The sequence below is a fragment of the Serratia ureilytica genome (assembly GCF_013375155.1).
In the GTDB taxonomy this organism is placed as follows: Bacteria; Pseudomonadota; Gammaproteobacteria; order Enterobacterales; family Enterobacteriaceae; genus Serratia; species Serratia ureilytica.
The window spans coordinates 461,247-483,585 of the sequence record NZ_JABXOF010000001.1 but is presented as its reverse complement, the minus strand read 5'-3'; the positions used below and the strand labels follow the sequence as shown (position 1 = coordinate 483,585).

Sequence of the window (22,339 nt, the reverse complement as noted above, 5' to 3'; positions counted from 1 at the left end):
CGGCTCCGGAATAATGCCGGAGCCGCTTTAATGCAAAAGGACAACAGCCTGGTCAGCCCGCGCCCGGCGAGCTGACGGGATCAACCGTGACGACGCTCGAAATCGGTCATAAAGTCGGTCAGCGCCTGTACGCCGGCCAGCGGCATCGCATTGTAAATAGAAGCGCGCATACCGCCAACTACCCGGTGGCCTTTCAGCGCCTGCAGGCCGATGGCCTCGGCTTCGCTGAGGAACACCTTATCCAGCGCTGCATCGGCCAGCTGGAACGGCACGTTCATCCACGAGCGGTTGGCGATCGCCACCTGGCTGCGGTAGAAGTCGGATTTATCGATGGTCGCATACAGCAACTCGGCCTTGGCCTGATTGCGTTTTTGCATCTCCACCAGGCCGCCCTGCTCTTTCAGCCATTTGAACACCAACCCGGACAGGTACCAGGCGAAGGTCGGCGGGGTGTTGAACATCGAATCGTTCTCGGCCAACACGGTGTAATCGAGGATCGAGGGCACTTCTTTACGCGCCTTGCCCAACAGATCGTCACGCACAATCACCAGCGTCAGGCCGGCCGGGCCGATATTTTTCTGTGCGCCGGCGTAAATCACGCCGAAGCGGCTGACGTCGAGCGGGCGGGACAGGATGGTCGAGGAGTAATCGCCGATCACCACTTTGTCGCCGAAGTCCGGCGTTTCATCGATGGCTACGCCGTCGATGGTTTCATTTGGGCAATAATGCACGTAAGCCGCGTCGTTGCTCAGCTGCCACTCTTTCATCGGCTTGATGCCGCTCAGGCCGTCGATGCGGGTTTTCACGTCGATGACGTTCGGGGTGCAATACTTTTCCGCTTCCTTGATGGCGCTGTGCGCCCAATAGCCGCCGTCGATGTAGTCGGCGGTGGCCTTGTCGCCCAGCAGGTTCAGCGGCAGCGCGGCGAATTGCGCGCGGGCGCCGCCGTGGCAAAACAGCACTTTATAGTTGGAGGGGACTTTCAGCAGATCGCGCAGATCCTGTTCCGCCTGCTCGGCAACGGCGATGAATTCTTTGCTGCGGTGACTGATCTCCATCACTGACGTTCCCAGGCCGTGCCAGTTGCACAGTTCCTGTTCCGCACGACGCAACACTTCCACCGGCAGCATCGCCGGGCCAGAGCTAAAATTATAAACCTGAGTCATTTCCCCTCACCACATTCACTGTTCGCCGCAGAAAAGCGACCTGTCGAAAAGACGCCCGAAGTTAACGCTCGCGTTAACCAACCCTTCGGTTTTATCACTCACGCCCCATGGCTGCAACGCTTATTCGCCCGCCGGCGGCAAACAGGCGCGCCGGGTGATGACAGGCTCTGCGGTCGGCGCGTTTTTTTGGACGATAAAACCCTGCGACATGGGGAAATTCAGCGGGTTAACGCGGTGTTTTATGCTGTATTCAGCCGAGATGGCTGCGGGAGCCCGGACGGCCCCCGCAGGAGAGAAAACGATCAGTACTGATTGAACATTTGCTGGATCTGCTTCGCATCTTTCGTTTGCGTCAACGCCAGCTGCAGCAGAATGCGGGCCTTTTGCGGATTCAGCGTGCCGGCGGCCACGAAGCCGTACTTGGCGTCGTCCACTTCCGCATCCTCCGTGGTGGCGCCGGTCGGCACGCGCGAAGAACGCACTACCGCCACGCCGCTGTGCGCCGCCGTCGCCAGGGTGTCGAACACGGTTTTATACAGGTTGCCGTTGCCGACCCCGGCGCTGACGATGCCCTGGTACCCTTCGGCGATCAACGCCTTGACCGGCGCATCAGAGGCGTTGGCGTAGTTGTAAATGATGCCGACCTTCGGCAGTTCGTTCAGCTTGCTGACGTCGAACGGCGTCTCCCGGGTGTGCTTGCGCTGCGGCGAACGCTGATAATCGATCTTGCCGTTGTGGATATACCCGAGCGGGCCGAAGTTCGGCGACTGGAAGGTTTGCACGGCGGTGGTGCTGGTTTTGGTGACATCTCGTGCGTCCAGCACGCTGTCGTTCATCGCCACCAGCACCCCGCGGTTGGCCGATTGCGGATCCGCCGCCGTCACCACCGCGTTATACAGATTGAACGGGCCGTCGGCGCTCATCGCCGTCGCCGGCCGCATCGCCCCGACCAGCACTACCGGCTTGTCGCACTTCACCGTCAGATCGAGGAAATAGGCCGTCTCTTCCAGCGTATCGGTGCCGTGGGTGATGACGAAGCCGTCGGTTTTGCCGCAGTCGGCGTCAATTTTCTTCGCCAACGTCAGCCAGACCTGATCGTTCATGTCCTGCGAGCCGATGTTAACCACCTGCTCCCCCTGCACGTTGGCGATGTTCTTCAGCGCCGGCACCGCATCGACCAGCGCCTCGACGCCCAGTTTGCCCGCGGTATAGTTGGATTTCGTCGCCGAATCGCCGCCGCCGGCGATGGTGCCGCCGGTCGCCAGCAGGGTGATGTTGGGCAGCGCCAGCGCCGAGGCGCTGACGCCGGTCAACAAAAGGGTTAACACGCTGAGTTTCACTGATTTCATTAGATTTCTCCGTGACAGATAACTCGCTGAATTATGGCCTTTATCCTTAAAAAAACTGTGACTTTGCCGCCGCTTTAGGAATACGTGGAGCTCCAGCGTAAAACCCCGTATCATTGCGCGTTTTTAGTACGCGCAAAAAGTGAAGACAATGACGCAAACTTTTATCCCCGGTAAAGACGCCGCCCTGGAAGATTCCATCGCCCGTTTCCAGCAGAAACTGAGCGATCTCGGTTTCAACATCGAAGAAGCCTCCTGGCTGAACCCGGTGCCGCACGTATGGTCGGTGCACATTCGCGATCGCGATTGCCCGCTGTGCTTCACCAACGGCAAAGGCGCCAGCAAAAAAGCCGCGTTGGCCTCTGCGCTGGGTGAATATTTCGAGCGCCTGTCCACCAACTACTTCTTCGCCGATTTCTATCTGGGCAAGCAGATCGCCGAAGGCGACTTCGTGCACTACCCGAATGAGAAATGGTTCCCGATCCCGGCGGACGATGCGCTGCCGGCCGGCATCCTCGACGAGCGTCTGCACGCCTTCTACGATCCGCAACAAGAGCTGAGCGCCAGCGATCTTGTCGATCTGCAGTCCGGCAATGCCGATCGCGGCATCTGCGCGCTGCCGTTCACCCGTCAGTCCGATCAGCAAACGGTATACATTCCGATGAACATCATCGGCAACCTGTATGTTTCCAACGGCATGTCCGCCGGCAACACCGCCAACGAAGCGCGCGTGCAGGGCCTGTCGGAAGTGTTCGAGCGCTATGTGAAAAACCGCATTATCGCCGAATCCATCAGCCTGCCGGCGATCCCGGACGAGGTGCTGAACCGCTACCCGGGCGTGGTGGAAGCCATCGCCAAGCTGGAAGAGGAAGGTTTCCCAATCCTCTCCTACGACGCCTCGCTGGGCGGCAACTACCCGGTGATCTGCGTGGTGCTGTTCAACCCGACCAACGGCACCTGCTTCGCCTCGTTCGGCGCGCACCCGGACTTCGGCGTGGCGCTGGAGCGCACGGTGACCGAACTGCTTCAGGGCCGCAGCCTGAAAGATCTCGACGTGTTCACCGCGCCGACCTTCGATGACGAAGAAGTGGCGGAACACACCAACCTGGAAACGCACTTCATCGACTCCAGCGGCCTGATCTCGTGGGATCTGTTCAAGCAGGACGCGGACTATCCGTTCGTTGACTGGAACTTCAGCGGCAGCACGCAGGAAGAGTTCGCCACCCTGATGAGCATCTTCGACAAAGAAGACGCGGAAGTGTACATCGCCGACTACGAACACCTGGGCGTCTACGCTTGCCGCATCATCGTGCCGGGCATGTCCGATATCTACCCGGCGGAAGACCTGCTGCTGGCCAACAACAGCATGGGCGCGCACCTGCGCGATACGCTGCTGGCGTTGCCGGGCAGCGAGTGGGAGCCGGAAGAATACCTGGCGCTGATCGAGCAGTTGGACGACGAAGGGCTGGACGATTTCACCCGCGTACGCGAACTGCTGGGCATTGCCAGCGGCAAAGACAACGCCTGGTATACCCTGCGCGTGGGCGAGCTGAAGTCGATGCTGGCGCTGGCGGGCGGCGATCTGGATCAGGCGCTGATTTGGACCGAATGGACGCAGGACTTCAACGCCTCGGTGCTGAGCCCGGCGCGCAGCAACTACTACCGTTGCCTGCAAACGCTGTTGCTGCTGGCGCAGGAGCCTGAGCGCGAAGCGGCGCAATACTATACCGCGTTCGTGAAAATGTACGGCCAGGAAGCGGTGGACGCGGCCTCGGCCGCCATCAGCGGTGAAGAGCGCTTCAACGGGCTGTTCGCCGTCGATGCCGATCTGAAGGCGTTGCCGGCCCATCAGGCGCTGCTGGCGGCCTACGAGAAGCTGCAGGCGGCCAAGCGCCGTCACTGGGCCAAGGCCTAATCGCCATTGGGGGTACCGCCACTTTTGGGGTACCCTCCCCGGTCAAACGCCGCACTCCGCTGCGGCGTTTTCATTTTGCGGTTTATTTCAACGCATTCTGTTTTATTTTCCCGCAGGAAAATAGGCGGTTAAACGAGCATAAGAATAAATAAACCGGCGATTGTTGCCGGACGGTGAAATAATAATTAACCGATAATTAAACTTTCAGCGACGAACGGCGACAAAACGCCTAAAAATTTAACTTTGACACCCTCGGCACACCGGGTGAATTCAAAAAAAATTGCAAACATTAAAAAATTGTTTTTTGTTTAAATTCAATAAATTAACCATAAAAACCACACAGAAAGCATGCCATTTTGGCGCTCTACTTCCCCGCCTTATGATCCAAATCAAATTTTCCCCTATACTGCTTTGCTAGTATCTCATTGCGTTGTTTTAACCCTTAAGAGCGAGAGTTAGTTTGAAAACTGACAGCCCATTCGATCTGATTTTACCTGCGGCAACGGCGAAAATCGCTGAAGATGCCGGCGTGTATAAAGCCACCAAACATCCGCTGAAAACGTTTTATTTGGCGATCACCGCCGGTGTCTTCATTTCCATCGCCTTCGTTTTCTACATCACGGCGACCACCGGCACCGCCGGCGTGCCTTTCGGACTGGCTAAACTGGTCGGCGGCATCTGTTTCTCTCTCGGGTTAATGCTGGTGGTGGTGTCGGGCGCCGACCTGTTCACCTCTACCGTGCTTATCGTCATCGCCAAGGCCAGCGGCCGCATCAGCTGGGGCCAACTGGGTGCCAACTGGCTGAACGTTTATCTCGGCAACCTGGTCGGCGCGCTGTTCTTCGTGGCGCTGATCTGGTTCTCCGGCGAGTATATGGTCGCCAACGGCCAGTGGGGCCTGAATGTTCTGCAAACCGCGGACCACAAGCTGCATCACACCTTTATCGAAGCCGTCTGCCTCGGCATTCTGGCTAACCTGATGGTCTGCCTGGCGGTCTGGATGAGCTACTCCGGCCGTACCCTGACCGACAAGATGCTCGCCATGGTGCTGCCGGTAGGTATGTTTGTCGCCAGCGGCTTCGAACACAGCATCGCCAACATGTTTATGATCCCTATGGGCATCGTGGTCAAACACTTCGCCACGCCGGAATTCTGGCAAGCCGTAGGGGCGGTACCTGAGCAATTCGCTCATCTGACAGTAAGCAATTTCATCATCGACAACCTGATTCCGGTCACCATTGGTAACATCATCGGCGGCGGTCTGCTGGTTGGGTTGACTTACTGGGTAATTTATCTGCGCGGGGGCCGCGAACAGCACTAAGCTGTGAGTTACCGCGCGCAGAGTTAGAAATCCACAATCAAAGGTAGGTGTACAATGACCGAACTTAACGAGAAATTAGCCAACGCTTGGGAAGGTTTCAGCAAGGGTGACTGGCAGAATGAAGTCAACGTTCGTGACTTCATCCAGAAAAACTACACGCCTTATGAAGGTGACGAATCCTTCCTGGCTGGCGCAACTCAAGCCACCACCACCTTGTGGGACAAGGTTATGGAAGGGATCAAACTGGAAAACCGCACTCATGCGCCGGTTGATTTCGACACCAACGTTGCTTCAACCATCGTTTCTCACGACGCGGGTTACATCGCCAAAGAGCTGGAAACCATCGTGGGTCTGCAGACCGACGCCCCTCTGAAACGCGCGCTGATCCCGTTCGGCGGCATCAAAATGGTCGAAGGTTCGTGCAAAGTGTACGGCCGCGAACTGGATCCGCAGCTGAAAAAAGTGTTCACCGAATACCGTAAAACCCACAACCAGGGCGTATTCGACGTTTACACCAAAGACATCCTGAACTGCCGTAAATCCGGCGTGCTGACCGGTCTGCCAGACGCTTACGGCCGTGGCCGCATCATCGGCGACTACCGCCGCGTGGCGCTGTACGGCATCGACTTCCTGATGGCCGACAAGCTGAACCAGTTCAAATCGCTGCAGGAAAAACTGGAAAACGGCGAAGACCTGGAAATGACCATCCAGCTGCGCGAAGAGATCGCTGAACAGCATCGCGCTCTGGCTCAGATCAAAGAGATGGCCGCCAAATACGGTTACGACATCTCCGGCCCGGCCACCAGCGCCCAAGAAGCGGTGCAGTGGACCTACTTCGGCTACCTGGCCGCGGTGAAATCCCAGAACGGCGCCGCCATGTCCTTCGGCCGCGTGTCCACCTTCCTCGACGTGTTCATCGAACGCGACATCAAGGCGGGCAAACTGACCGAAGAGCAAGCGCAGGAACTGATCGACCACCTGGTGATGAAACTGCGTATGGTGCGCTTCCTGCGTACCCCTGAGTACGATGAACTGTTCTCCGGCGACCCAATCTGGGCGACCGAATCCCTGGCCGGTATGGGCGTCGACGGCCGTACCCTGGTCACCAAAAACAGCTTCCGCTTCCTGAACACCCTGTACACCATGGGGCCGTCTCCGGAGCCGAACATGACCATCCTGTGGTCTGAGAAGCTGCCGCTGAACTTCAAGAAATTCGCGGCGAAAGTGTCCATCGACACCTCTTCCGTACAGTACGAAAACGACGACCTGATGCGTCCTGACTTCAACAACGATGACTACGCCATCGCCTGTTGCGTCAGCCCGATGATCGTCGGTAAGCAAATGCAGTTCTTCGGCGCCCGCGCCAACCTGGCGAAAACCATGCTGTACGCCATCAACGGCGGCGTTGACGAGAAACTGAAAATGCAGGTCGGCCCGAAAGAAGCGCCGATGATGGACGAAGTGCTGGACTATGACAAAGTCATGGCCCGCATGGACCACTTTATGGATTGGCTGGCCAAGCAGTACGTGACCGCGCTGAACATCATTCACTACATGCACGACAAGTACAGCTACGAAGCTGCGCTGATGGCGCTGCATGACCGTGACGTTTATCGCACCATGGCTTGCGGCATCGCCGGTCTGTCCGTTGCGGCCGACTCCCTGTCCGCCATCAAGTACGCGAAAGTCACCACCATTCGCGACGAAGACGGCCTGGCTATCGACTTCAAAGTGGAAGGCGAATATCCGCAGTTCGGTAACAACGACGCCCGCGTCGATGACATCGCCTGCGACCTGGTGGAACGTTTCATGAAGAAAATTCAGAAACTGCGCACCTACCGCAACGCGGTACCGACTCAGTCCGTACTGACCATCACCTCCAACGTGGTGTACGGCAAGAAAACCGGTAACACCCCGGATGGCCGCCGCGCAGGCGCACCGTTCGGTCCAGGTGCCAACCCGATGCACGGTCGCGATCAGAAAGGTGCAGTCGCCTCCCTGACCTCGGTAGCCAAACTGCCGTTTGCCTACGCGAAAGACGGGATCTCCTACACCTTCTCCATCGTGCCTAACGCGCTGGGTAAAGACGACGACGTGCGTAAAGCCAACCTGGCAGGCCTGATGGATGGTTACTTCCACCATGAAGCCTCCATCGAGGGCGGCCAGCATCTGAACGTCAACGTAATGAACCGCGAAATGCTGCTGGATGCGATGGAAAATCCTGAGAAATACCCTCAGCTGACCATCCGCGTTTCCGGTTACGCCGTGCGCTTCAACTCGCTGACCAAAGAGCAACAGCAGGACGTCATTACTCGTACCTTCACTCAAACGATGTAATAACGCCGACCGGGCGGGAAACCGCCCGGTGCCAACGTCGGGGCCGGTTCTGCCGGCCCTTTTCTCCCACCGCTCTCCCCTGACTCTGTGCGAGTCTGTTTTGCCGGACATCTATACTGAATGGATAGCCGGCAAAACAGTTATCCGGCAACTGACCGGCCGACAGGCATCATTACCCCCGGTGGCGGATCCCCCGCCGCTGCATCGCAGATACCTGGCCGGCGGCCACGCGCCTATTTTTAGACTGCGTTTGACAGTCCATATTGGAGAAAACCCCGCAATGTCAGTAACTGGTCGCATCCACTCCTTCGAATCCTGCGGCACCGTCGATGGGCCCGGGATCCGCTTTATCGTCTTCTTCCAGGGCTGCCTGATGCGCTGCCTCTATTGCCATAACCGTGACACCTGGGACACCCACGGCGGCAAAGAAGTGACCGTCGAAGAGCTGATGAAAGACGCGGTGGCCTACCGCCACTTCATGAACGCTTCCGGCGGTGGCGTGACCGCGTCCGGCGGCGAGGCGATCCTGCAGGCTGAATTCGTGCGCGACTGGTTCCGCGCCTGTCATGCCGAAGGCATCAACACCTGCCTGGACACCAATGGCTTCGTGCGCCGCTACGATCCGGTGATCGACGAATTGCTGGACACCACCGATCTGGTGATGCTGGATCTGAAACAGATGAACGACGAGATCCACCAGAATCTGGTCGGCGTCTCCAACCACCGCACGCTGGAATTCGCCCGCTATCTGGCGAAACGCAACCAGCGCACCTGGATCCGTTACGTGGTGGTGCCGGGCTGGTCAGACGACGATAAATCGGCGCACCTGCTGGGCGAGTTCACCAAAGACATGACCAACATCGAGAAAATCGAGCTGCTGCCTTACCACGAGCTGGGCAAGCACAAATGGATAGCGATGGGGGAAGAGTACAAACTGGACGGCGTACATCCGCCGAAGGCCGAGACCATGGATCGCGTCAAAGGCATCCTGGAAAGCTACGGCCACAAAGTGATTTACTGACTGACGCAGCGCCAAAGAAAAAACCGGCTCATGGCCGGTTTTTTTTTATGCTCAGGCGGCGGCGAACGGCGTGTGATGGCGATCCGGCTTCTGCTTTTTCAGCAGCATCAGCAGGTAAACCAACGCCACGGCGGCTATCATCACGAACAGCACGCGGTCGGAATAGTTCTGCATCAGCAGCGCCGTCATCGATGGGCCCAGCAAGCTGCCGATGGTATAACTCATCAGCAGCGCCTGGTTCATCGCCACCAGTTCGTGCGGCATTGCCTTCTCACAGGCCCAGGACATCGCCACCGGATACAGGGTAAAGCCGGCGCAGCCGAGGATGAACAGTGAAGGCGCCATGGCGTAGTTGCCGAGCATCGCCACGCTGGCGAGGATCACCACAAACACCTGAATGCGCAGCACCAGCAGGCGCCCGTAACGATCGGCCAGGCGCCCGACAGGCCATTGGCCGACGATGCCGGAGCTGACCAACAGCGCCATCCAGTAGCCGACGTTAGCGTCGCTCATGCCCTGATGAGAGAGATACAGCGGCATCAGGCCATACAGCGAGCCGAGCACGATGCCGGAGATGATGCAGCCGTTGATGCCCAGGCGCGCGCTGCGGCGTCTCAACATTGTCCATACCGCCGCCTGCTGCGGCTCGTCTTCATGGCGGTTGACCCGCGCAAACAGCATCGGCAGCATGGCGCTGATCACGATCGCGGTCACCCACGGCACCACGTGCAGCAATTCGGTCGAGGTCATGCTCAACAGTAACTGGCCGGTCACCGTACCGAGGTAATAGACAATCATATAGGCCGCCAGCAGCTGGCCACGGTTGCTCAAATTGCCGCTGCGCAAAAGCGCGCTCTCCACGATCACCCAGATCCAGGCACACCCGACGCCGGCGAAGAAGCGCCAGCCCAGCCAGCTCCAGAAATCGATCGACAGCACCATGCCGGCGGTCGCGGCGGCGAACAGCAAACAAGAGAGATGATAGCTGCGGGTGAAGCCAACGCGCTGGATCAGTTTGCCCGCTACCAACGTGCCCAACAGGTTGCCGCTGAAATAAGAGGAGCTGACCATACCCACTTGCCAGGTCGACAGCTGAGCATGGGTTAACCAAAGCGGCACTAACGTATTCAAAACGGCAATGGATACCGTGAGCAGCAAGAGGCCGCAGAGCAATAAGAGCACCGGGCGGGAGTAAGCGGACATAGTGAAATTGTGACCGAACGCGCAATGAGAGTGCGCGCATCATGCCACTGGCGATAAAAAAGTCAATCGCCTCTTATCATTCCAGCGCACGATTTGTTTCCGGCTAAGCGGCTGAAAAAGCGCTATGCTCAGCGCAGAGCGGATTTAACGACGGAGAAGCGAGATGATTCAGGCAAATAATGCGGCGGTCGAGACCTTGCTGGCAGACATCGGCAGCACGCACGGTGAGCTGCTGGAGATCGTACAACAGGTGCGTCGGGTCGCCACGGCGAGCGGCAGTGGCATCACCGAATCGGTCAAATACGGCGGCATCATGTTCTCGCATACTCAATTTTTCTGCGGCGTTTTCGCCTACCGCAATCACGTCACGGTGGAATTCGGCCAAGGGCACCGACTGGAAGATCGCTATCAGCAACTTGAAGGCAACGGCCAATATCGGCGGCACATCAAGCTCCACACGCCCGCCGAAGTGAAAAGCAAGCACCTGGCGGACTACATTAAACAGGCCTACGCGCTGGCGACAGACTGAATTTCCAACATAAAAAAAAGCGCCCGCAGGCGCTTTTTTCAAATGCTTTGCCGTTTAACCGATGTATTCCAGGCCGCCCATATAAGGACGCAGCACTTCAGGCACCTGAATGCGACCGTCGGCCTGCTGGTAGTTTTCCAGCACCGCTACCAGTGTACGGCCGACCGCCAGGCCGGAGCCGTTCAGCGTGTGGACCAGACGCGGCTTCTTGTCGGCCTTGCTGCGGCAGCGAGCCTGCATGCGGCGCGCCTGGAAGTCCCACATGTTGGAGCAGGACGAGATCTCGCGGTAGGTGTTCTGCGCCGGCAGCCACACTTCCAGATCGTAGGTCTTGCAGGCGCCGAAGCCCATGTCGCCGGTGCACAGCAGCACCTTGCGGTAAGGCAGGTTCAGCAGCTGCAGCACTTTCTCCGCATGTCCGGTCAGCTCTTCCAGGGCATCCATCGAATCTTCCGGACGGACTATCTGCACCATTTCGACCTTGTCGAACTGGTGCATACGGATCAAACCGCGGGTGTCACGGCCGTAAGAACCGGCTTCCGCACGGAAGCATGGCGTGTGCGCGGTCATCTTCAGCGGCAGAGTTTCCTCTTCCACGATCTCGTCGCGCACCAGGTTGGTCAGCGGCACTTCCGCCGTTGGGATCAGCGCGTAGTTGCTGCTGTCGGCTTCTTCTTCCAGCGGGCGGGTATGGAACAGGTCTTCGCCGAACTTCGGCAGTTGGCCGGTGCCGTACAGCGTGGCGTGGTTGACCAGGTAAGGCACGTAGGCCTCCAGGTAGCCGTGCTGTTCGGTGTGCAGATCCAGCATGAACTGGGACAGCGCGCGGTGCATGCGGGCGATTTGCCCTTTCATCACCACGAAGCGCGAACCGGTCAGCTTAACCGCGGCGGCAAAATCCAGCCCGCCGGCCATTTCGCCCAGATCGACATGATCGCGCACCGCGAAGTCGTATTGGCACGGTTCACCCCAGCGGGTGACTTCCAGGTTTTCGCTGTCGTCTTTACCGTCCGGCACGGCGTCGTCCGGCAGGTTAGGCAGCGTCAGGGCATAATCGCGGATCTCGCTCTGCAGCGCATCCAGTTCCGCCTTGGCGGCATCCAGCTTGTCACCCAGCTCGTTCACTTCGCGACGCAGCGGCTCGATGTCTTCCCCACGCGCTTTGGCCGCGCCGATGGATTTCGATCGGGAGTTGCGTTCCGCTTGCAGCGTTTCAGTTTCTACCTGCAGAACTTTGCGGCGTTCTTCCTGCGAACGCAGCAGATCCAGATCGAGTTTAAAGCCTCGGCGAGCCAGTTTGACGGCGACTGCGTCTAGCTCATTACGCAGCAGATTGGGATCGAGCATGCTAATCCTGTGCTTGTTGTTATTGAAAGAAGTGTTGTTGTTCTATGCGGCTGATTTATAGCCGCATAAAAGAAGAGTGATACCCGCTAACCTTACCGCAACGGCCACGCTAGCGGTAGCGTTTTGTCGGGCTATTTTGATCCTGCTCAGCCAGCCATGCCAACTTTTCGCCGATTTTCCCTTCCAGCCCGCGCGAGGTCGGTTGATAGTAGCGCGTGTTGGCCATTTCGGGCGGGAAGTAGTTCTCGCCGGCGGCGTAGGCGTTGGGTTCGTCGTGAGCGTAACGGTATTCCGCCCCCAGCCCCATTTCCTTCATCAGCTTGGTCGGCGCGTTGCGCAAATGCTCCGGCACGTCATAATCGGCCTGCTCTTTGGCGTCGCGCATGGCGGCCTTGAACGCGGTGTAAACCGCGTTGCTTTTCGGCGCGCAGGCCAGGTAAACAATCGCCTGCGCAATGGCGCGCTCGCCCTCCGCCGGCCCCACGCGGGTGAAACAATCCCAGGCGGCGATCGCCACCTGCATGCCGCGCGGATCGGCGTTGCCCACGTCTTCAGAGGCAATCGCCAACAGACGGCGCGCCACATAGAGCGGATCGCCGCCGGCGGTAATGATGCGCGCATACCAGTACAGCGCGGCGTCCGGCGCCGAACCACGCACCGATTTATGCAGCGCGGAAATCAGGTCGTAATAACGGTCGCCCTTGTTGTCGAAGCGCGCGCTGCGCTCGCCCGACACCTCCTTCAGCAGCTCCGGCGTCAGCACCCGTACGCCTTTGGGGTCGAGTTCCGCCATGTCCGCCATCATTTCCAGGCTGTTCAGCGCCCGGCGCGCATCGCCCCCCACCAGCTCCGACAGCAGGCGGCGCGTTTCCGCCGGCAGCTCGACGTTCTGGCCGCCAAAACCGCGCGCCTTGTCGTTCATCGCCTGATCCAGCACCTGGCCGATGTCTTCGGCGGTCAGCGCCTTCAACAAATAGACGCGGGCGCGCGACAGCAGCGCCGAGTTCAGTTCGAACGAAGGGTTTTCGGTAGTGGCGCCGATAAAGGTGATAGTGCCGTCTTCAATGTGCGGCAGGAAGGCGTCCTGCTGACTTTTGTTGAAGCGGTGCACTTCATCGACGAACAGAATAGTGCGACGGCCGGCGTCGCGGTTTTGCCGCGCCCGCTCGATCGCCTCGCGGATCTCCTTGATCCCGGAGGTCACGGCGGAGATCCGTTCGACGTCCGCCTGACCGTAACGGCCGATCAGCTCTGCCAGCGTCGTCTTCCCTGTGCCCGGCGGCCCCCATAAAATCATCGAGTGCAGCTGCCCGGCCTCGATGGCGCGCGGCAGCGGCTTGCCGGCGGCCAGCAGATGCTGCTGGCCGATATACTGCGCCAGCGTGGTCGGCCGCATACGCGCGGCCAACGGCTGGAACTCGTTCTGGGAAAAATCGAGCGACAGATTATTACTCACTTGCACCTCACTGGCGCTGGTCGTCCAGCGTCACCCCCTTCGGCGGGGTAAATTTGAATTTGGCCGGATCGGCGGCGACGTTCTGCTGGCTTTTCAGCGTGTAGGAACTGCGCTGGCCATCCTGCTCCACCGCAGCGAAGCTGCGAATGGTACCGCTGTTGGTCACGCTGATGGCGAACTGCTTCAGGTTGCCGCTGGCGGACTTCGGCGTCAGCTCAAAATCATCGCCCTTTTGCTTCACGTTGTACTGTTTCCAGTCGCTGGCATTATTGCGGGTGATCAGCATAAACGGCGTATTGCCGGTGGCGTTCTTCAGCCAGGTCGCCGTCACCTGCTCGACGAACGGGTTATAGAACCACAGGGTCTGGCCATCGGATACCAGCACGCTCTCATCGGGCGACGTCATGTGCCAGTTGAACAGGTTTGGCCGCTTCACCCACAGCTCGCCTTCCCCCTGTTGCACCGCGGCGCCGTCGGCGCTGGTCACGGTTTGTGAGAAGCTGGCGTGGAAACTGTTCACCTTCGCCAGGCGACTTTGCAGATCCTGTGCGGCATCGGCCAGCACGGAGGTAGAAGCGAATCCCGAAAGCAGACAGCAGGCAACTAACAGTTTTTTCATTATTCCAGATACCTTATGAAATGCGTTAACCGCAGGGCGACGCCGTGCGGGTCAAATCAACCCTTTACCCGCTTACTTTACCCGAAGCCGGCGATCGGCCGGTAGGCCAATGTTCCGAGAAGAAACGGGTTTACGCTTCTTTGCACAAGGGCCGCTTAAGCGGCCCTTTCTTATTGAATTGCAATGGCTAAACGACCATCAATCGTGCCGAGGCGGCGCCAACACCTCGCGGTTGCCGTTGTGCCCCTGCTCGCTGACGATGCCCTGCGCTTCCATCTGTTCGATGATGCGCGCCGCGCGGTTATAACCGATGCGGAACTGGCGCTGCACGCCGGAGATGGAGGCGCGGCGTTTATCCACCACGAAATCCACCGCCTGGTCAAACAACGGATCCAGCTCTTCGTCACCGTCCATTCCGCCGCCGGCACCGCCCTCGCCGTCTTCGCCGCCGCTGAGAATACCCTCTTTATATTGGGGCCGCTCGCGCGCTTTCCAATCCTTGACCACCGCGTGCACTTCCTGATCGCGCACGAATGCGCCATGTACGCGCACCGGAATTGAGGAGTTCGGCGCCAGATAGAGCATGTCACCCATACCCAGCAAGGACTCGGCGCCCCCCTGATCGAGGATGGTGCGGGAGTCGATTTTGCTCGACACGGTAAAGGCGATACGCGTCGGGATGTTGGCCTTGATAAGACCCGTGATCACATCCACCGACGGACGCTGGGTCGCCAGCACCAGGTGGATACCCGCCGCACGCGCTTTCTGCGCCAGGCGAGCGATCAGCTCTTCGACCTTCTTGCCGACCGTCATGATCAGATCGGCGAATTCGTCGACCATCACCACGATGTACGGCTCTTTCTCCAATACCGGCGGCGTGATGTCCATGCTGTCGGTCGGCTTCCAGAACGGATCCGGGATCGGGCGCCCCATCGCTTCGGCCTGATCGACTCGCTCGTTGTAGCCAGCCAGGTTACGCACGCCCAGGGCAGACATCAGCTTGTAGCGGCGTTCCATTTCACCCACGCACCAACGCAGCGCATTGGCGGCGTCTTTCATGTCGGTGACCACATCGGTCAACAGGTGCGGAATGCCTTCGTAAACCGACAGCTCCAGCATTTTCGGGTCGATCATGATAAAGCGCACTTCTTTCGGCGTGGCTTTATACAGGATGCTCAGGATCATGGCGTTGACCCCGACCGATTTACCGGAGCCGGTGGTACCGGCGACCAGCAAGTGCGGCATTTTGCCCAGATCGGCCACCACCGGCTCGCCGGAGATGTCTTTACCCAATACGATGGACAGCGGCGACGGGTTGTCTCGGAAGGCGGGGCAATCCAGCACCTCGCGCAGGTATACCGTTTGCCGCTTGGCGTTCGGCAGCTCCAGACCGACATAAGGCTTACCGGGGATCACTTCCACCACGCGCACCGCCGAAGTCGACAGCGAGCGCGCCAGATCGCGCGACAGGTTGGAAATGCGCGCCGCTTTAACGCCCGGCGCCAGATCCAGCTCGAAGCGGGTGATGACCGGCCCCGGCAGGATGTCCACCACGTCGGCTTTCACGCGATAATCGGCCAGGCTGGCCTCCACCAGGCGTGCTTTCTGCTCCAGCGCGAAGGAATCGACCGGCTCCACTTCTTTCGGCGCTTCGGTCAGCAGATCCAGCGTCGGCAGAGGCGTGGTCGGTTTCTGCAGCGGCTGATCGTTGCGCATCAGGAACGGGTGAATCAAGCTGTCCATCGCCGGATGCTGCTCGGCCTGAGGTTGCTGAGGCTGCTGCACCTGCGGCTGTTGCTGCGGCTGCTGATGCTGATATTGCTGCTGCGACGGCTGCTGGTATTGTTGAGGCTGCGGGTGCGATTGCTGAGGTTGAGCAGCCGGCGCCGCAGGCTCAAACTGGCCGAACGGCACGTCGTCCTCTTGTTCGCTTTCCAGTTCAATGCGCTCTTCAAGCTGCGGCGACAGCGTGAACATCGGCTCGCTCGGACCATCGTCCACCAGATCCGCCATCGGCGAGAAGCTGAAAGCATTGCGGGTATCGACCGGACTGGCGGCCGGCGCCTGCGGAGCAGGCTCTTGCTGGCCATAACGCGCCTGCTGCTGCTCGGCGAATGCCTGACGCAGCGCAGCCTCTTGCCGCGCCGCTTCGTCGTCCTGCTGGTCTTCGCCGTAACGCTGGCTCTGTTGCTCGGCGAACGCTTTGCTAAGCTCAGCCTCCTGCTGAGCCTGTTCATCATCCTGCTCCGGCGCGTAGCTTTCGCCGTAGCGCTGGCTTTGCTGCTCGGCGAACGCCTGGCGCAGCGCGGCTTCTTGCAGCGCCTCTTCTTCCTGCGGGTTCGCCGCCGTCAGCTGTTGAGGCTCCGCCTCTGTCTGGCGCTGTTCCTGTTCGGCCGCACGCTGCGAAGGCAGCTTGATACCGTAGGAAGCCAGCTCGCGACGGGTCGGGATGCGCACCGGGTTCGGCCGCGGCAGCTCAGGACCGATGCCCTGCTTAACCTGCGGATTGCCGTCGCTGGTCGCCGTGAAGGCCGGCATAAAGGTCGCCGCCGCAACGCCCGCAGCAGCGGCTGCCTCCGTATCCGGCTGCGGTTTGGCGCCGGTGGCGCTGAAACCGCTCGAACTGCCGATGTCAACGCTGTCACGCTGTGCGGCGGTAAAATCAAAGGGAGAACGCGCCGGCGGCTGCGGCGCAGCCGGCTCTTGCCAGTTGCCAAGGCGCGGCTCATCGTCGTCCCGATAAGGGTCGACGGGACGCGTCGCCTTAGGCGCAGGCGTTTCTTCCGGGATCTCGAAGGAATACAGCGGCGGCGTAGCGTCTTGCGCCGGCGCACTTACCGGGTGCTGATTGACCGAGGCCGGCGCGGCCGGCGCCACCGTTACCGACGGCGCCTGAGCGGCGATCGGCGCTGCGACGGGCTCGTGGATCTCTGCCTTCACCACCGGTGCAGGCGAAGCCACCGGCGCGCTGGGTGCGGCTTCTGCTTCAAGCTCACCATCGTCGGCGCGCAGGCCGCTGAGCAACGGATCGGCGGCGTCTTCCGCCGCCGCTTTGGCGCTTTCGGTAACCGAAGGCGCGGAGAACAGCACGTCGTCATCGGCGGCCGCGGCTCCGGCGGCGGTCGCGGCAACCGCTGCGGCGGCGCCCTTCCCTGCCTGCTCAGGCTCGTCGTCAACGTAACGCTCGTCATCTTCGAAATAGCGCTCTTCGCGACGTGAGCGATTGGTCATCACCGTCGCAACACCCAACACCGCCCCGCCGATCTTCTCGGCGATCACCAGCCAGGACCAACCGGTAAACAGCGTCAACCCCGCCGCCCATACGCACAGCAGCGCCAGCGTAGCGCCGATGCCGTTGAACCACGGCAACATGGCGTTGCTCAGCAGGCTGCCGATCACGCCGCCGGAGGCGAAGTAATACAGATCGTCAACGTTCAGCGCCGCCAACCCACAGGAGGTGAGCACTAACGCCAGGGTGCCGATCAGGCGCAGGGAAAGCGCGAAATAGTCGATGTAGTCTCTGTTGCTGCGTTGGCGATAAGCCGCCCAGCACAGGACCAGCATGATCGGCGGTATCGCGTAGGCGAGCACCCCGAAGGTGAAGAACAGCGTATCGGCCAACCAGGCCCCGACACCGCCGCCCAGATTGTGAATCGGCTCATGCCACGCGGTCTGCGACCAGCTTGGGTCAGACGGGTTGAAACTGACCAGCGCAGCCATGAGGTAAACGGCAAAAATCGCTACCACGATAAGCACAGCTTCCAGCAAACGCCGGCCACTGCTGAGTCTTTTCAGGGTAACTTCTTTATCTTCTGTATATTCCTGGCTCAAGAAAGGCTCTCCAGGTTCCTGTTAGCTGACATAGCAACAGCGCCGAGAAACTGCCCCGGCGCCGAAACTGTATGAATAAACAGGAGTGTAACCAATTTAATCAGGTTTTGCACCTGCACCTTACCGTGTTTTGATAACCAGACGGTTACTCTGTTTCACTTCTTCCATCACTACGTAGGTACGGGTGTCGTTAACCCCCGGCAAACGCAGCAAGGTTTCGCCCAGCAATTTGCGGTAAGCCGACATGTCCGGTACGCGGGTTTTCAACAGGTAGTCGAAATCGCCGGAAACCAGATGACACTCCTGAATCTCTTCAAGCTTCTGCACTGCCGAGTTGAATTGCTCAAACACATCCGGCGCGCCGCGGTTCAACGTGATCTCCACGAAAACCAGCAGGGACGCATCCAGATAATGCGGGTTCAGCAATGCGGTATAGCCATGAATGAAACCCTGGCGCTCGAGACGGCGCACGCGTTCCAAACATGGTGTCGGGGATAACCCCACGCGCTTCGAAAGCTCGACGTTCGAAATACGCCCATCCTTCTGCAGCTCATTCAGGATGTTGCGGTCGATACGGTCAAGATCTTTACCCGGGCGTTTCTTGTTGTCTGCCATTATTATTGTCTCTCTTATTTTCTTCCGTGCACTTGCCACACCCTAGCCAACGTCAATGTGTAAGGGTTCGTTCCAAGCGAAGACCCGATGCCTGTCATGTGCTTCTTCACTACCATCATTCCACGCCGCGCAGCCTGTCTGTCCAACTCCGCGCAGCGCCGGCAACGATGTTTCGGTCGAGAAAAAATCAGCAAACGCTTGCGCGCCCTGCTCCGCACTCCCGCTGCGTATCGTCGCCTTGCGGCGCAAATACGTACGATTTGCTGGTGTTACGGGGATAATTTCTTCTTCCTATGATGTTTTCGCAAATGCGCAGCGGATTGTCAAAGTAAAAGAAGCAAAATCAGAACAACGTACCGTCATGAAAAGTCTGCATCCCATTTTTGATTATGAATCGCTGGCTGATAAACCCCGGTCGGGAGCGGCGGAAGCCGCAGAGTGCGCCGTTTTTGCACGGTTGGCGATTCGCTGGCCGAATGCGGCTTTGATAAGTTAAATTTCTGCGTTCGACGACCGATTTACCGACAACGGATGCATTAATAGGCGACAACTATCATACAAATCGTTAACAACGTCGCCCGGCGCTTTTTTTACTGCGCCATTTTCCCTACAATCGGCTTCATTGTCCGCCATTGTGGAATAAAGAGGTTATTCATGGGCACGGCTAAACATAGCAAATTACTGATTCTGGGTTCCGGCCCGGCCGGTTACACCGCCGCCGTCTACGCGGCGCGCGCCAACCTGAACCCGGTGCTGATCACCGGTCTGGAACAAGGCGGCCAGCTGACCACCACCACCGAAGTGGAAAACTGGCCCGGCGACGCCGAAGGCCTGACCGGCCCGGCGTTGATGGAGCGCATGCGCGAGCACGCGGAGAAGTTCCAGACTGAAATCGTCTTCGACCACATCAACAGCGTCGATCTGCAGCAGCGTCCGTTCCGCCTGTTCGGCGACAGCGGTGAATACAGCTGCGACGCGCTGATCATCGCGACCGGCGCCTCCGCCCGCTATCTTGGCCTGCCTTCCGAAGACGCGTTCAAGGGCAAAGGCGTTTCCGCCTGCGCAACCTGCGACGGTTTCTTCTACCGCAACCAGAAAGTCGCGGTGGTCGGCGGCGGCAATACCGCCGTTGAAGAAGCGCTGTACCTGTCAAACATCGCCGCCGAGGTTCACCTGATCCACCGTCGCGACAGCTTCCGTTCGGAGAAAATCCTGATCGACCGGCTGATGGAAAAAGTGAAGAGCGGCAACATCGTGCTGCACACCGACCATACGCTGGACGAAGTGCTGGGCGATGAAATGGGCGTGACCGGCGTGCGTATCCGCAGCACCAAAGCGGAGAACGAAACCCGTGAGCTGGAACTGGCCGGCGTGTTCATCGCCATCGGCCACAGCCCGAACACCGGCATCTTCGGCGGTCAGCTGGAGCTGGAAAACGGCTACATCAAGGTGCAGTCCGGCATTCACGGCAATGCGACCCAAACCACTATCCCCGGCGTCTTCGCCGCGGGCGACGTGATGGATCACATCTACCGCCAGGCGATCACCTCCGCCGGCACCGGCTGCATGGCGGCGCTGGACGCAGAGCGTTATCTGGACGGCATCGCCGGCGCAGAAGTCTGCTAAGACGTTTTCATCATCGGCAAAAGCGGCTCTCGAGCCGCTTTTTTTGTTTCTGGGTTCAGCAATCTCTCCCTCCCATCTGTTATAGCCATATTTGCCCGCTTTATTCTTTTCAGTCTGCCGGGTCACGAGGTAACATGAGGCCTCGCTTGTTTGTCGCCGATTGCGCCAAACACTATTATTTAACAGTACGTTAACCCAGCCCGTAACAAACGGGCGCCGGCGACGCAGACGCATATCTGATGAAAAAAACCAGACAGCAACAGTTAACCCGTTGGCTTAAAACCCAGAGTTCGTTAGCGCAGCGTTGGCTGCGCCTTTCCATGCTGTTGGGGTTGTTCAGCGGCCTGCTGATCGTGGCGCAGGCGTGGCTGCTGGCCAGCCTGCTGCACGCCCTGATCATCGAACACACCCCGCGTGAGCAACTGATCCCTTCGTTTATCTGGCTGGCCATCGCGTTCGCGCTGCGGGCGCTGCTGAGCTGGCTGCGGGAACGGGTCGGTTTTCTGTGTGGGCAGGTGATCCGCCAGCGCATGCGCCGGCAGGTGCTGGATAAGCTGCAGCAGCTCGGGCCGGCCTGGATCCAGGGCAAACCGGCGGGCAGCTGGACCAGCATCATCGTCGAACAGATCGAGGATATGCAGGACTATTACTCGCGCTATCTGCCGCAGATGTATCTGGCGGTGTTTATCCCGCTGCTGATCTTGATCGCCGTCTTCCCGATCAACTGGGCCGCCGGTTTGATTCTGTTGGCGACCGCACCGCTCATCCCGCTGTTTATGGCGCTGGTGGGCATGGGGGCCGCCGACGCCAACCGCCGCAACTTTGTGGCGCTGGCGCGATTGAGCGGTAACTTCCTCGACCGCCTGCGCGGCCTGGACACCCTGCGGCTGTTCGACCGCGCGCAGGCCGAAACCGCGCAGATCGCCAAATCCTCCGAAGACTTCCGCAGCCGCACCATGGAAGTGCTGCGCATGGCCTTCCTCTCCTCCGGCGTGCTGGAGTTCTTCGCGTCGATCTCCATCGCCGTAGTGGCGGTGTATTTTGGCTTTTCTTACCTCGGCGAACTCAACTTCGGCAGCTATGGCCTCGGCGTAACGCTGTTTTCCGGTTTTCTGGTGCTGATTCTGGCGCCGGAGTTCTTCCAACCGCTGCGCGATCTCGGCACCTTCTATCATGCCAAGGCGCAGGCGGTCGGCGCGGCGGAAGCGCTGGAAACCTTCCTCAGCGCCGAAGGCGAGCAGATGGGCAACGGCACGCGGAAGTTGCCCGCCGAGCAACCGCTGACGCTACAGGCGAACGAATTGGAAATTCTGTCGCCGAACGGCGTGCTGCTGGCCGGGCCGCTGAGTTTCACCCTGCAACCGCAGCAGCGCGTGGCGCTGGTCGGGCTGAGCGGCGCCGGCAAAAGTTCGCTGCTCAATCTGCTGCTCGGCTTCCTGCCCTACCGTGGATCGTTGACCGTCAACGGCATCGAACTGCGTGACCTGTCCGCAGAGAACTGGAGGCAGCAGCTGAGCTGGGTCGGGCAAAACCCGCACCTGCCGGCGCAAACCTTGCGCGCCAATATCCTGCTGGGCTGCCCGCAGGCCGACGAAGCGCAGCTGCAGCAGGCGGTGGAACACGCCTACGTCAGCGAGCTGTTGCCGTATCTGCCGCAGGGGCTCGACACCGAAGTGGGCGATAACGCCGCCCGCCTGTCGGTCGGCCAGGCGCAGCGCGTGGCGGTCGCCCGGGCGCTGATCGGCCCGCGCCGCTTGCTGCTGCTCGATGAACCGGCCGCCAGCCTCGATGCCCATAGCGAACAACGGGTGATGCAGGCGTTGAATGCCGCTTCGCATCAACAAACCACCCTGCTGGTGACGCATCAGCTGGAAGATACCGAAGACTACGATCAGATTTGGGTGATGGATAACGGGCGTATCGTGCAACAGGGCGATTACGCCACCCTCAGCGCCCAACCGGGCCTGTTCGCCACTCTGATCGCCCACCGCCGCGGGGAGCTTTAAT

At 59.6% G+C, this 22,339-nt stretch carries 16 protein-coding genes; 8 read left to right on the top strand and 8 right to left on the bottom strand.

What is annotated here, in order from left to right; translation table 11 throughout:
• Nucleotides 1–80: 80 nt before the first annotated feature.
• Entirely contained in the window at nt 81–1,166 is a 1,086-nt protein-coding gene (gene serC / locus HWW83_RS02345) for a 3-phosphoserine/phosphohydroxythreonine transaminase (protein ID WP_028127991.1), read from the bottom strand.
• Between the two features lie 302 nt (nt 1,167–1,468).
• Complete coding sequence (ansB, locus tag HWW83_RS02340; protein ID WP_033642560.1) at nt 1,469–2,515, bottom strand: L-asparaginase 2; 1,047 nt, start codon at nt 2,513–2,515, stop codon at nt 1,469–1,471.
• A gap of 148 nt (nt 2,516–2,663) precedes the next feature.
• On the opposite strand from ansB, the gene ycaO reads away from it, so the two are divergent.
• The 4 genes from ycaO to pflA all read left to right on the top strand — a co-directional run bounded on the left by ycaO (nt 2,664) and on the right by pflA (nt 9,106).
• Entirely contained in the window at nt 2,664–4,427 is a 1,764-nt protein-coding gene (ycaO, locus tag HWW83_RS02335; protein ID WP_033642559.1) for a 30S ribosomal protein S12 methylthiotransferase accessory factor YcaO, read from the top strand.
• A 460-nt stretch (nt 4,428–4,887) separates the two neighbouring features.
• Nucleotides 4,888–5,748 carry a formate transporter FocA gene (focA, locus tag HWW83_RS02330; RefSeq protein ID WP_019454548.1) on the top strand — a complete coding sequence of 287 codons (861 nt, stop codon included), beginning with the start codon at nt 4,888–4,890 and terminating at the stop codon, nt 5,746–5,748.
• A 54-nt stretch (nt 5,749–5,802) separates the two neighbouring features.
• A complete protein-coding gene (pflB, locus tag HWW83_RS02325) occupies nt 5,803–8,085 on the top strand; it encodes a formate C-acetyltransferase (protein ID WP_004928286.1) in 2,283 nt (760 codons plus the stop codon).
• Between the two features lie 280 nt (nt 8,086–8,365).
• The gene (gene pflA, locus HWW83_RS02320; RefSeq protein ID WP_031299859.1) at nt 8,366–9,106 is read left to right on the top strand and encodes a pyruvate formate lyase 1-activating protein; all 741 of its coding nucleotides are present in this window, start codon (nt 8,366–8,368) and stop codon (nt 9,104–9,106) included.
• Between the two features lie 51 nt (nt 9,107–9,157).
• Here the strand turns inward: pflA and HWW83_RS02315 are convergent, their stop codons facing one another.
• Entirely contained in the window at nt 9,158–10,309 is a 1,152-nt protein-coding gene (locus HWW83_RS02315; protein WP_033642558.1) for an MFS transporter, read from the bottom strand.
• Nucleotides 10,310–10,472: 163 nt separating this feature from the next.
• Here HWW83_RS02315 and HWW83_RS02310 point away from each other — a divergent pair, with 163 nt between their 5' ends.
• Complete coding sequence (locus tag HWW83_RS02310; protein ID WP_033642557.1) at nt 10,473–10,838, top strand: DUF1801 domain-containing protein; 366 nt, start codon at nt 10,473–10,475, stop codon at nt 10,836–10,838.
• Nucleotides 10,839–10,892: 54 nt separating this feature from the next.
• Here HWW83_RS02310 and serS read toward each other — a convergent pair whose 3' ends face one another.
• The 5 genes from serS to lrp form a co-directional block, all read right to left on the bottom strand.
• Complete coding sequence (serS, locus tag HWW83_RS02305) at nt 10,893–12,185, bottom strand: serine--tRNA ligase (RefSeq protein WP_176588961.1); 1,293 nt, start codon at nt 12,183–12,185, stop codon at nt 10,893–10,895.
• Nucleotides 12,186–12,294: 109 nt separating this feature from the next.
• Nucleotides 12,295–13,581, bottom strand: coding sequence for a replication-associated recombination protein A (locus tag HWW83_RS02300; RefSeq protein WP_050594446.1), 1,287 nt, complete (start codon nt 13,579–13,581; stop codon nt 12,295–12,297).
• A gap of 67 nt (nt 13,582–13,648) precedes the next feature.
• A complete protein-coding gene (gene lolA, locus HWW83_RS02295; protein ID WP_019454555.1) occupies nt 13,649–14,260 on the bottom strand; it encodes an outer membrane lipoprotein periplasmic chaperone LolA in 612 nt (203 codons plus the stop codon).
• Between the two features lie 198 nt (nt 14,261–14,458).
• The gene (locus tag HWW83_RS02290; RefSeq protein ID WP_176588960.1) at nt 14,459–18,091 is read right to left on the bottom strand and encodes a DNA translocase FtsK 4TM domain-containing protein; all 3,633 of its coding nucleotides are present in this window, start codon (nt 18,089–18,091) and stop codon (nt 14,459–14,461) included.
• A gap of 120 nt (nt 18,092–18,211) precedes the next feature.
• The gene (gene lrp, locus HWW83_RS02285; protein ID WP_004928318.1) at nt 18,212–18,706 is read right to left on the bottom strand and encodes a leucine-responsive transcriptional regulator Lrp; all 495 of its coding nucleotides are present in this window, start codon (nt 18,704–18,706) and stop codon (nt 18,212–18,214) included.
• 55 nt (nt 18,707–18,761) lie between these two features.
• On the opposite strand from lrp, the gene HWW83_RS02280 reads away from it, so the two are divergent.
• The 3 genes from HWW83_RS02280 (at nt 18,762) to cydD (ending at nt 22,338) form a co-directional block, all read left to right on the top strand.
• Nucleotides 18,762–19,202 carry a hypothetical protein gene (locus HWW83_RS02280; protein WP_129993320.1) on the top strand — a complete coding sequence of 147 codons (441 nt, stop codon included), beginning with the start codon at nt 18,762–18,764 and terminating at the stop codon, nt 19,200–19,202.
• Nucleotides 19,203–19,360: 158 nt separating this feature from the next.
• Complete coding sequence (gene trxB / locus HWW83_RS02275; protein ID WP_019454557.1) at nt 19,361–20,332, top strand: thioredoxin-disulfide reductase; 972 nt, start codon at nt 19,361–19,363, stop codon at nt 20,330–20,332.
• A 239-nt stretch (nt 20,333–20,571) separates the two neighbouring features.
• Nucleotides 20,572–22,338 carry a heme ABC transporter permease/ATP-binding protein CydD gene (gene cydD, locus HWW83_RS02270; RefSeq protein ID WP_069100880.1) on the top strand — a complete coding sequence of 589 codons (1,767 nt, stop codon included), beginning with the start codon at nt 20,572–20,574 and terminating at the stop codon, nt 22,336–22,338.
• Nucleotide 22,339: the final 1 nt, after the last annotated feature.

Bases quoted from the DNA above. Each gene is read 5' to 3' on its own strand.
- serC (WP_028127991.1), bottom strand. From the start codon at position 1,166: ATGACTCAGGTTTATAATTTTAGCTCTGGCCCGGCGATGCTGCCGGTG.
- ansB (WP_033642560.1), bottom strand. From the start codon at position 2,515: ATGAAATCAGTGAAACTCAGCGTGTTAACCCTTTTGTTGACCGGCGTC.
- ycaO (WP_033642559.1), top strand. From the start codon at position 2,664: ATGACGCAAACTTTTATCCCCGGTAAAGACGCCGCCCTGGAAGATTCC.
- pflB (WP_004928286.1), top strand. From the start codon at position 5,803: ATGACCGAACTTAACGAGAAATTAGCCAACGCTTGGGAAGGTTTCAGC.
- pflA (WP_031299859.1), top strand. From the start codon at position 8,366: ATGTCAGTAACTGGTCGCATCCACTCCTTCGAATCCTGCGGCACCGTC.
- HWW83_RS02315 (WP_033642558.1), bottom strand. From the start codon at position 10,309: ATGTCCGCTTACTCCCGCCCGGTGCTCTTATTGCTCTGCGGCCTCTTG.
- HWW83_RS02310 (WP_033642557.1), top strand. From the start codon at position 10,473: ATGATTCAGGCAAATAATGCGGCGGTCGAGACCTTGCTGGCAGACATC.
- serS (WP_176588961.1), bottom strand. From the start codon at position 12,185: ATGCTCGATCCCAATCTGCTGCGTAATGAGCTAGACGCAGTCGCCGTC.
- HWW83_RS02300 (WP_050594446.1), bottom strand. From the start codon at position 13,581: ATGCGGCCGACCACGCTGGCGCAGTATATCGGCCAGCAGCATCTGCTG.
- lolA (WP_019454555.1), bottom strand. From the start codon at position 14,260: ATGAAAAAACTGTTAGTTGCCTGCTGTCTGCTTTCGGGATTCGCTTCT.
- lrp (WP_004928318.1), bottom strand. From the start codon at position 18,706: ATGGCAGACAACAAGAAACGCCCGGGTAAAGATCTTGACCGTATCGAC.
- HWW83_RS02280 (WP_129993320.1), top strand. From the start codon at position 18,762: ATGTGTAAGGGTTCGTTCCAAGCGAAGACCCGATGCCTGTCATGTGCT.
- trxB (WP_019454557.1), top strand. From the start codon at position 19,361: ATGGGCACGGCTAAACATAGCAAATTACTGATTCTGGGTTCCGGCCCG.
- cydD (WP_069100880.1), top strand. From the start codon at position 20,572: ATGAAAAAAACCAGACAGCAACAGTTAACCCGTTGGCTTAAAACCCAG.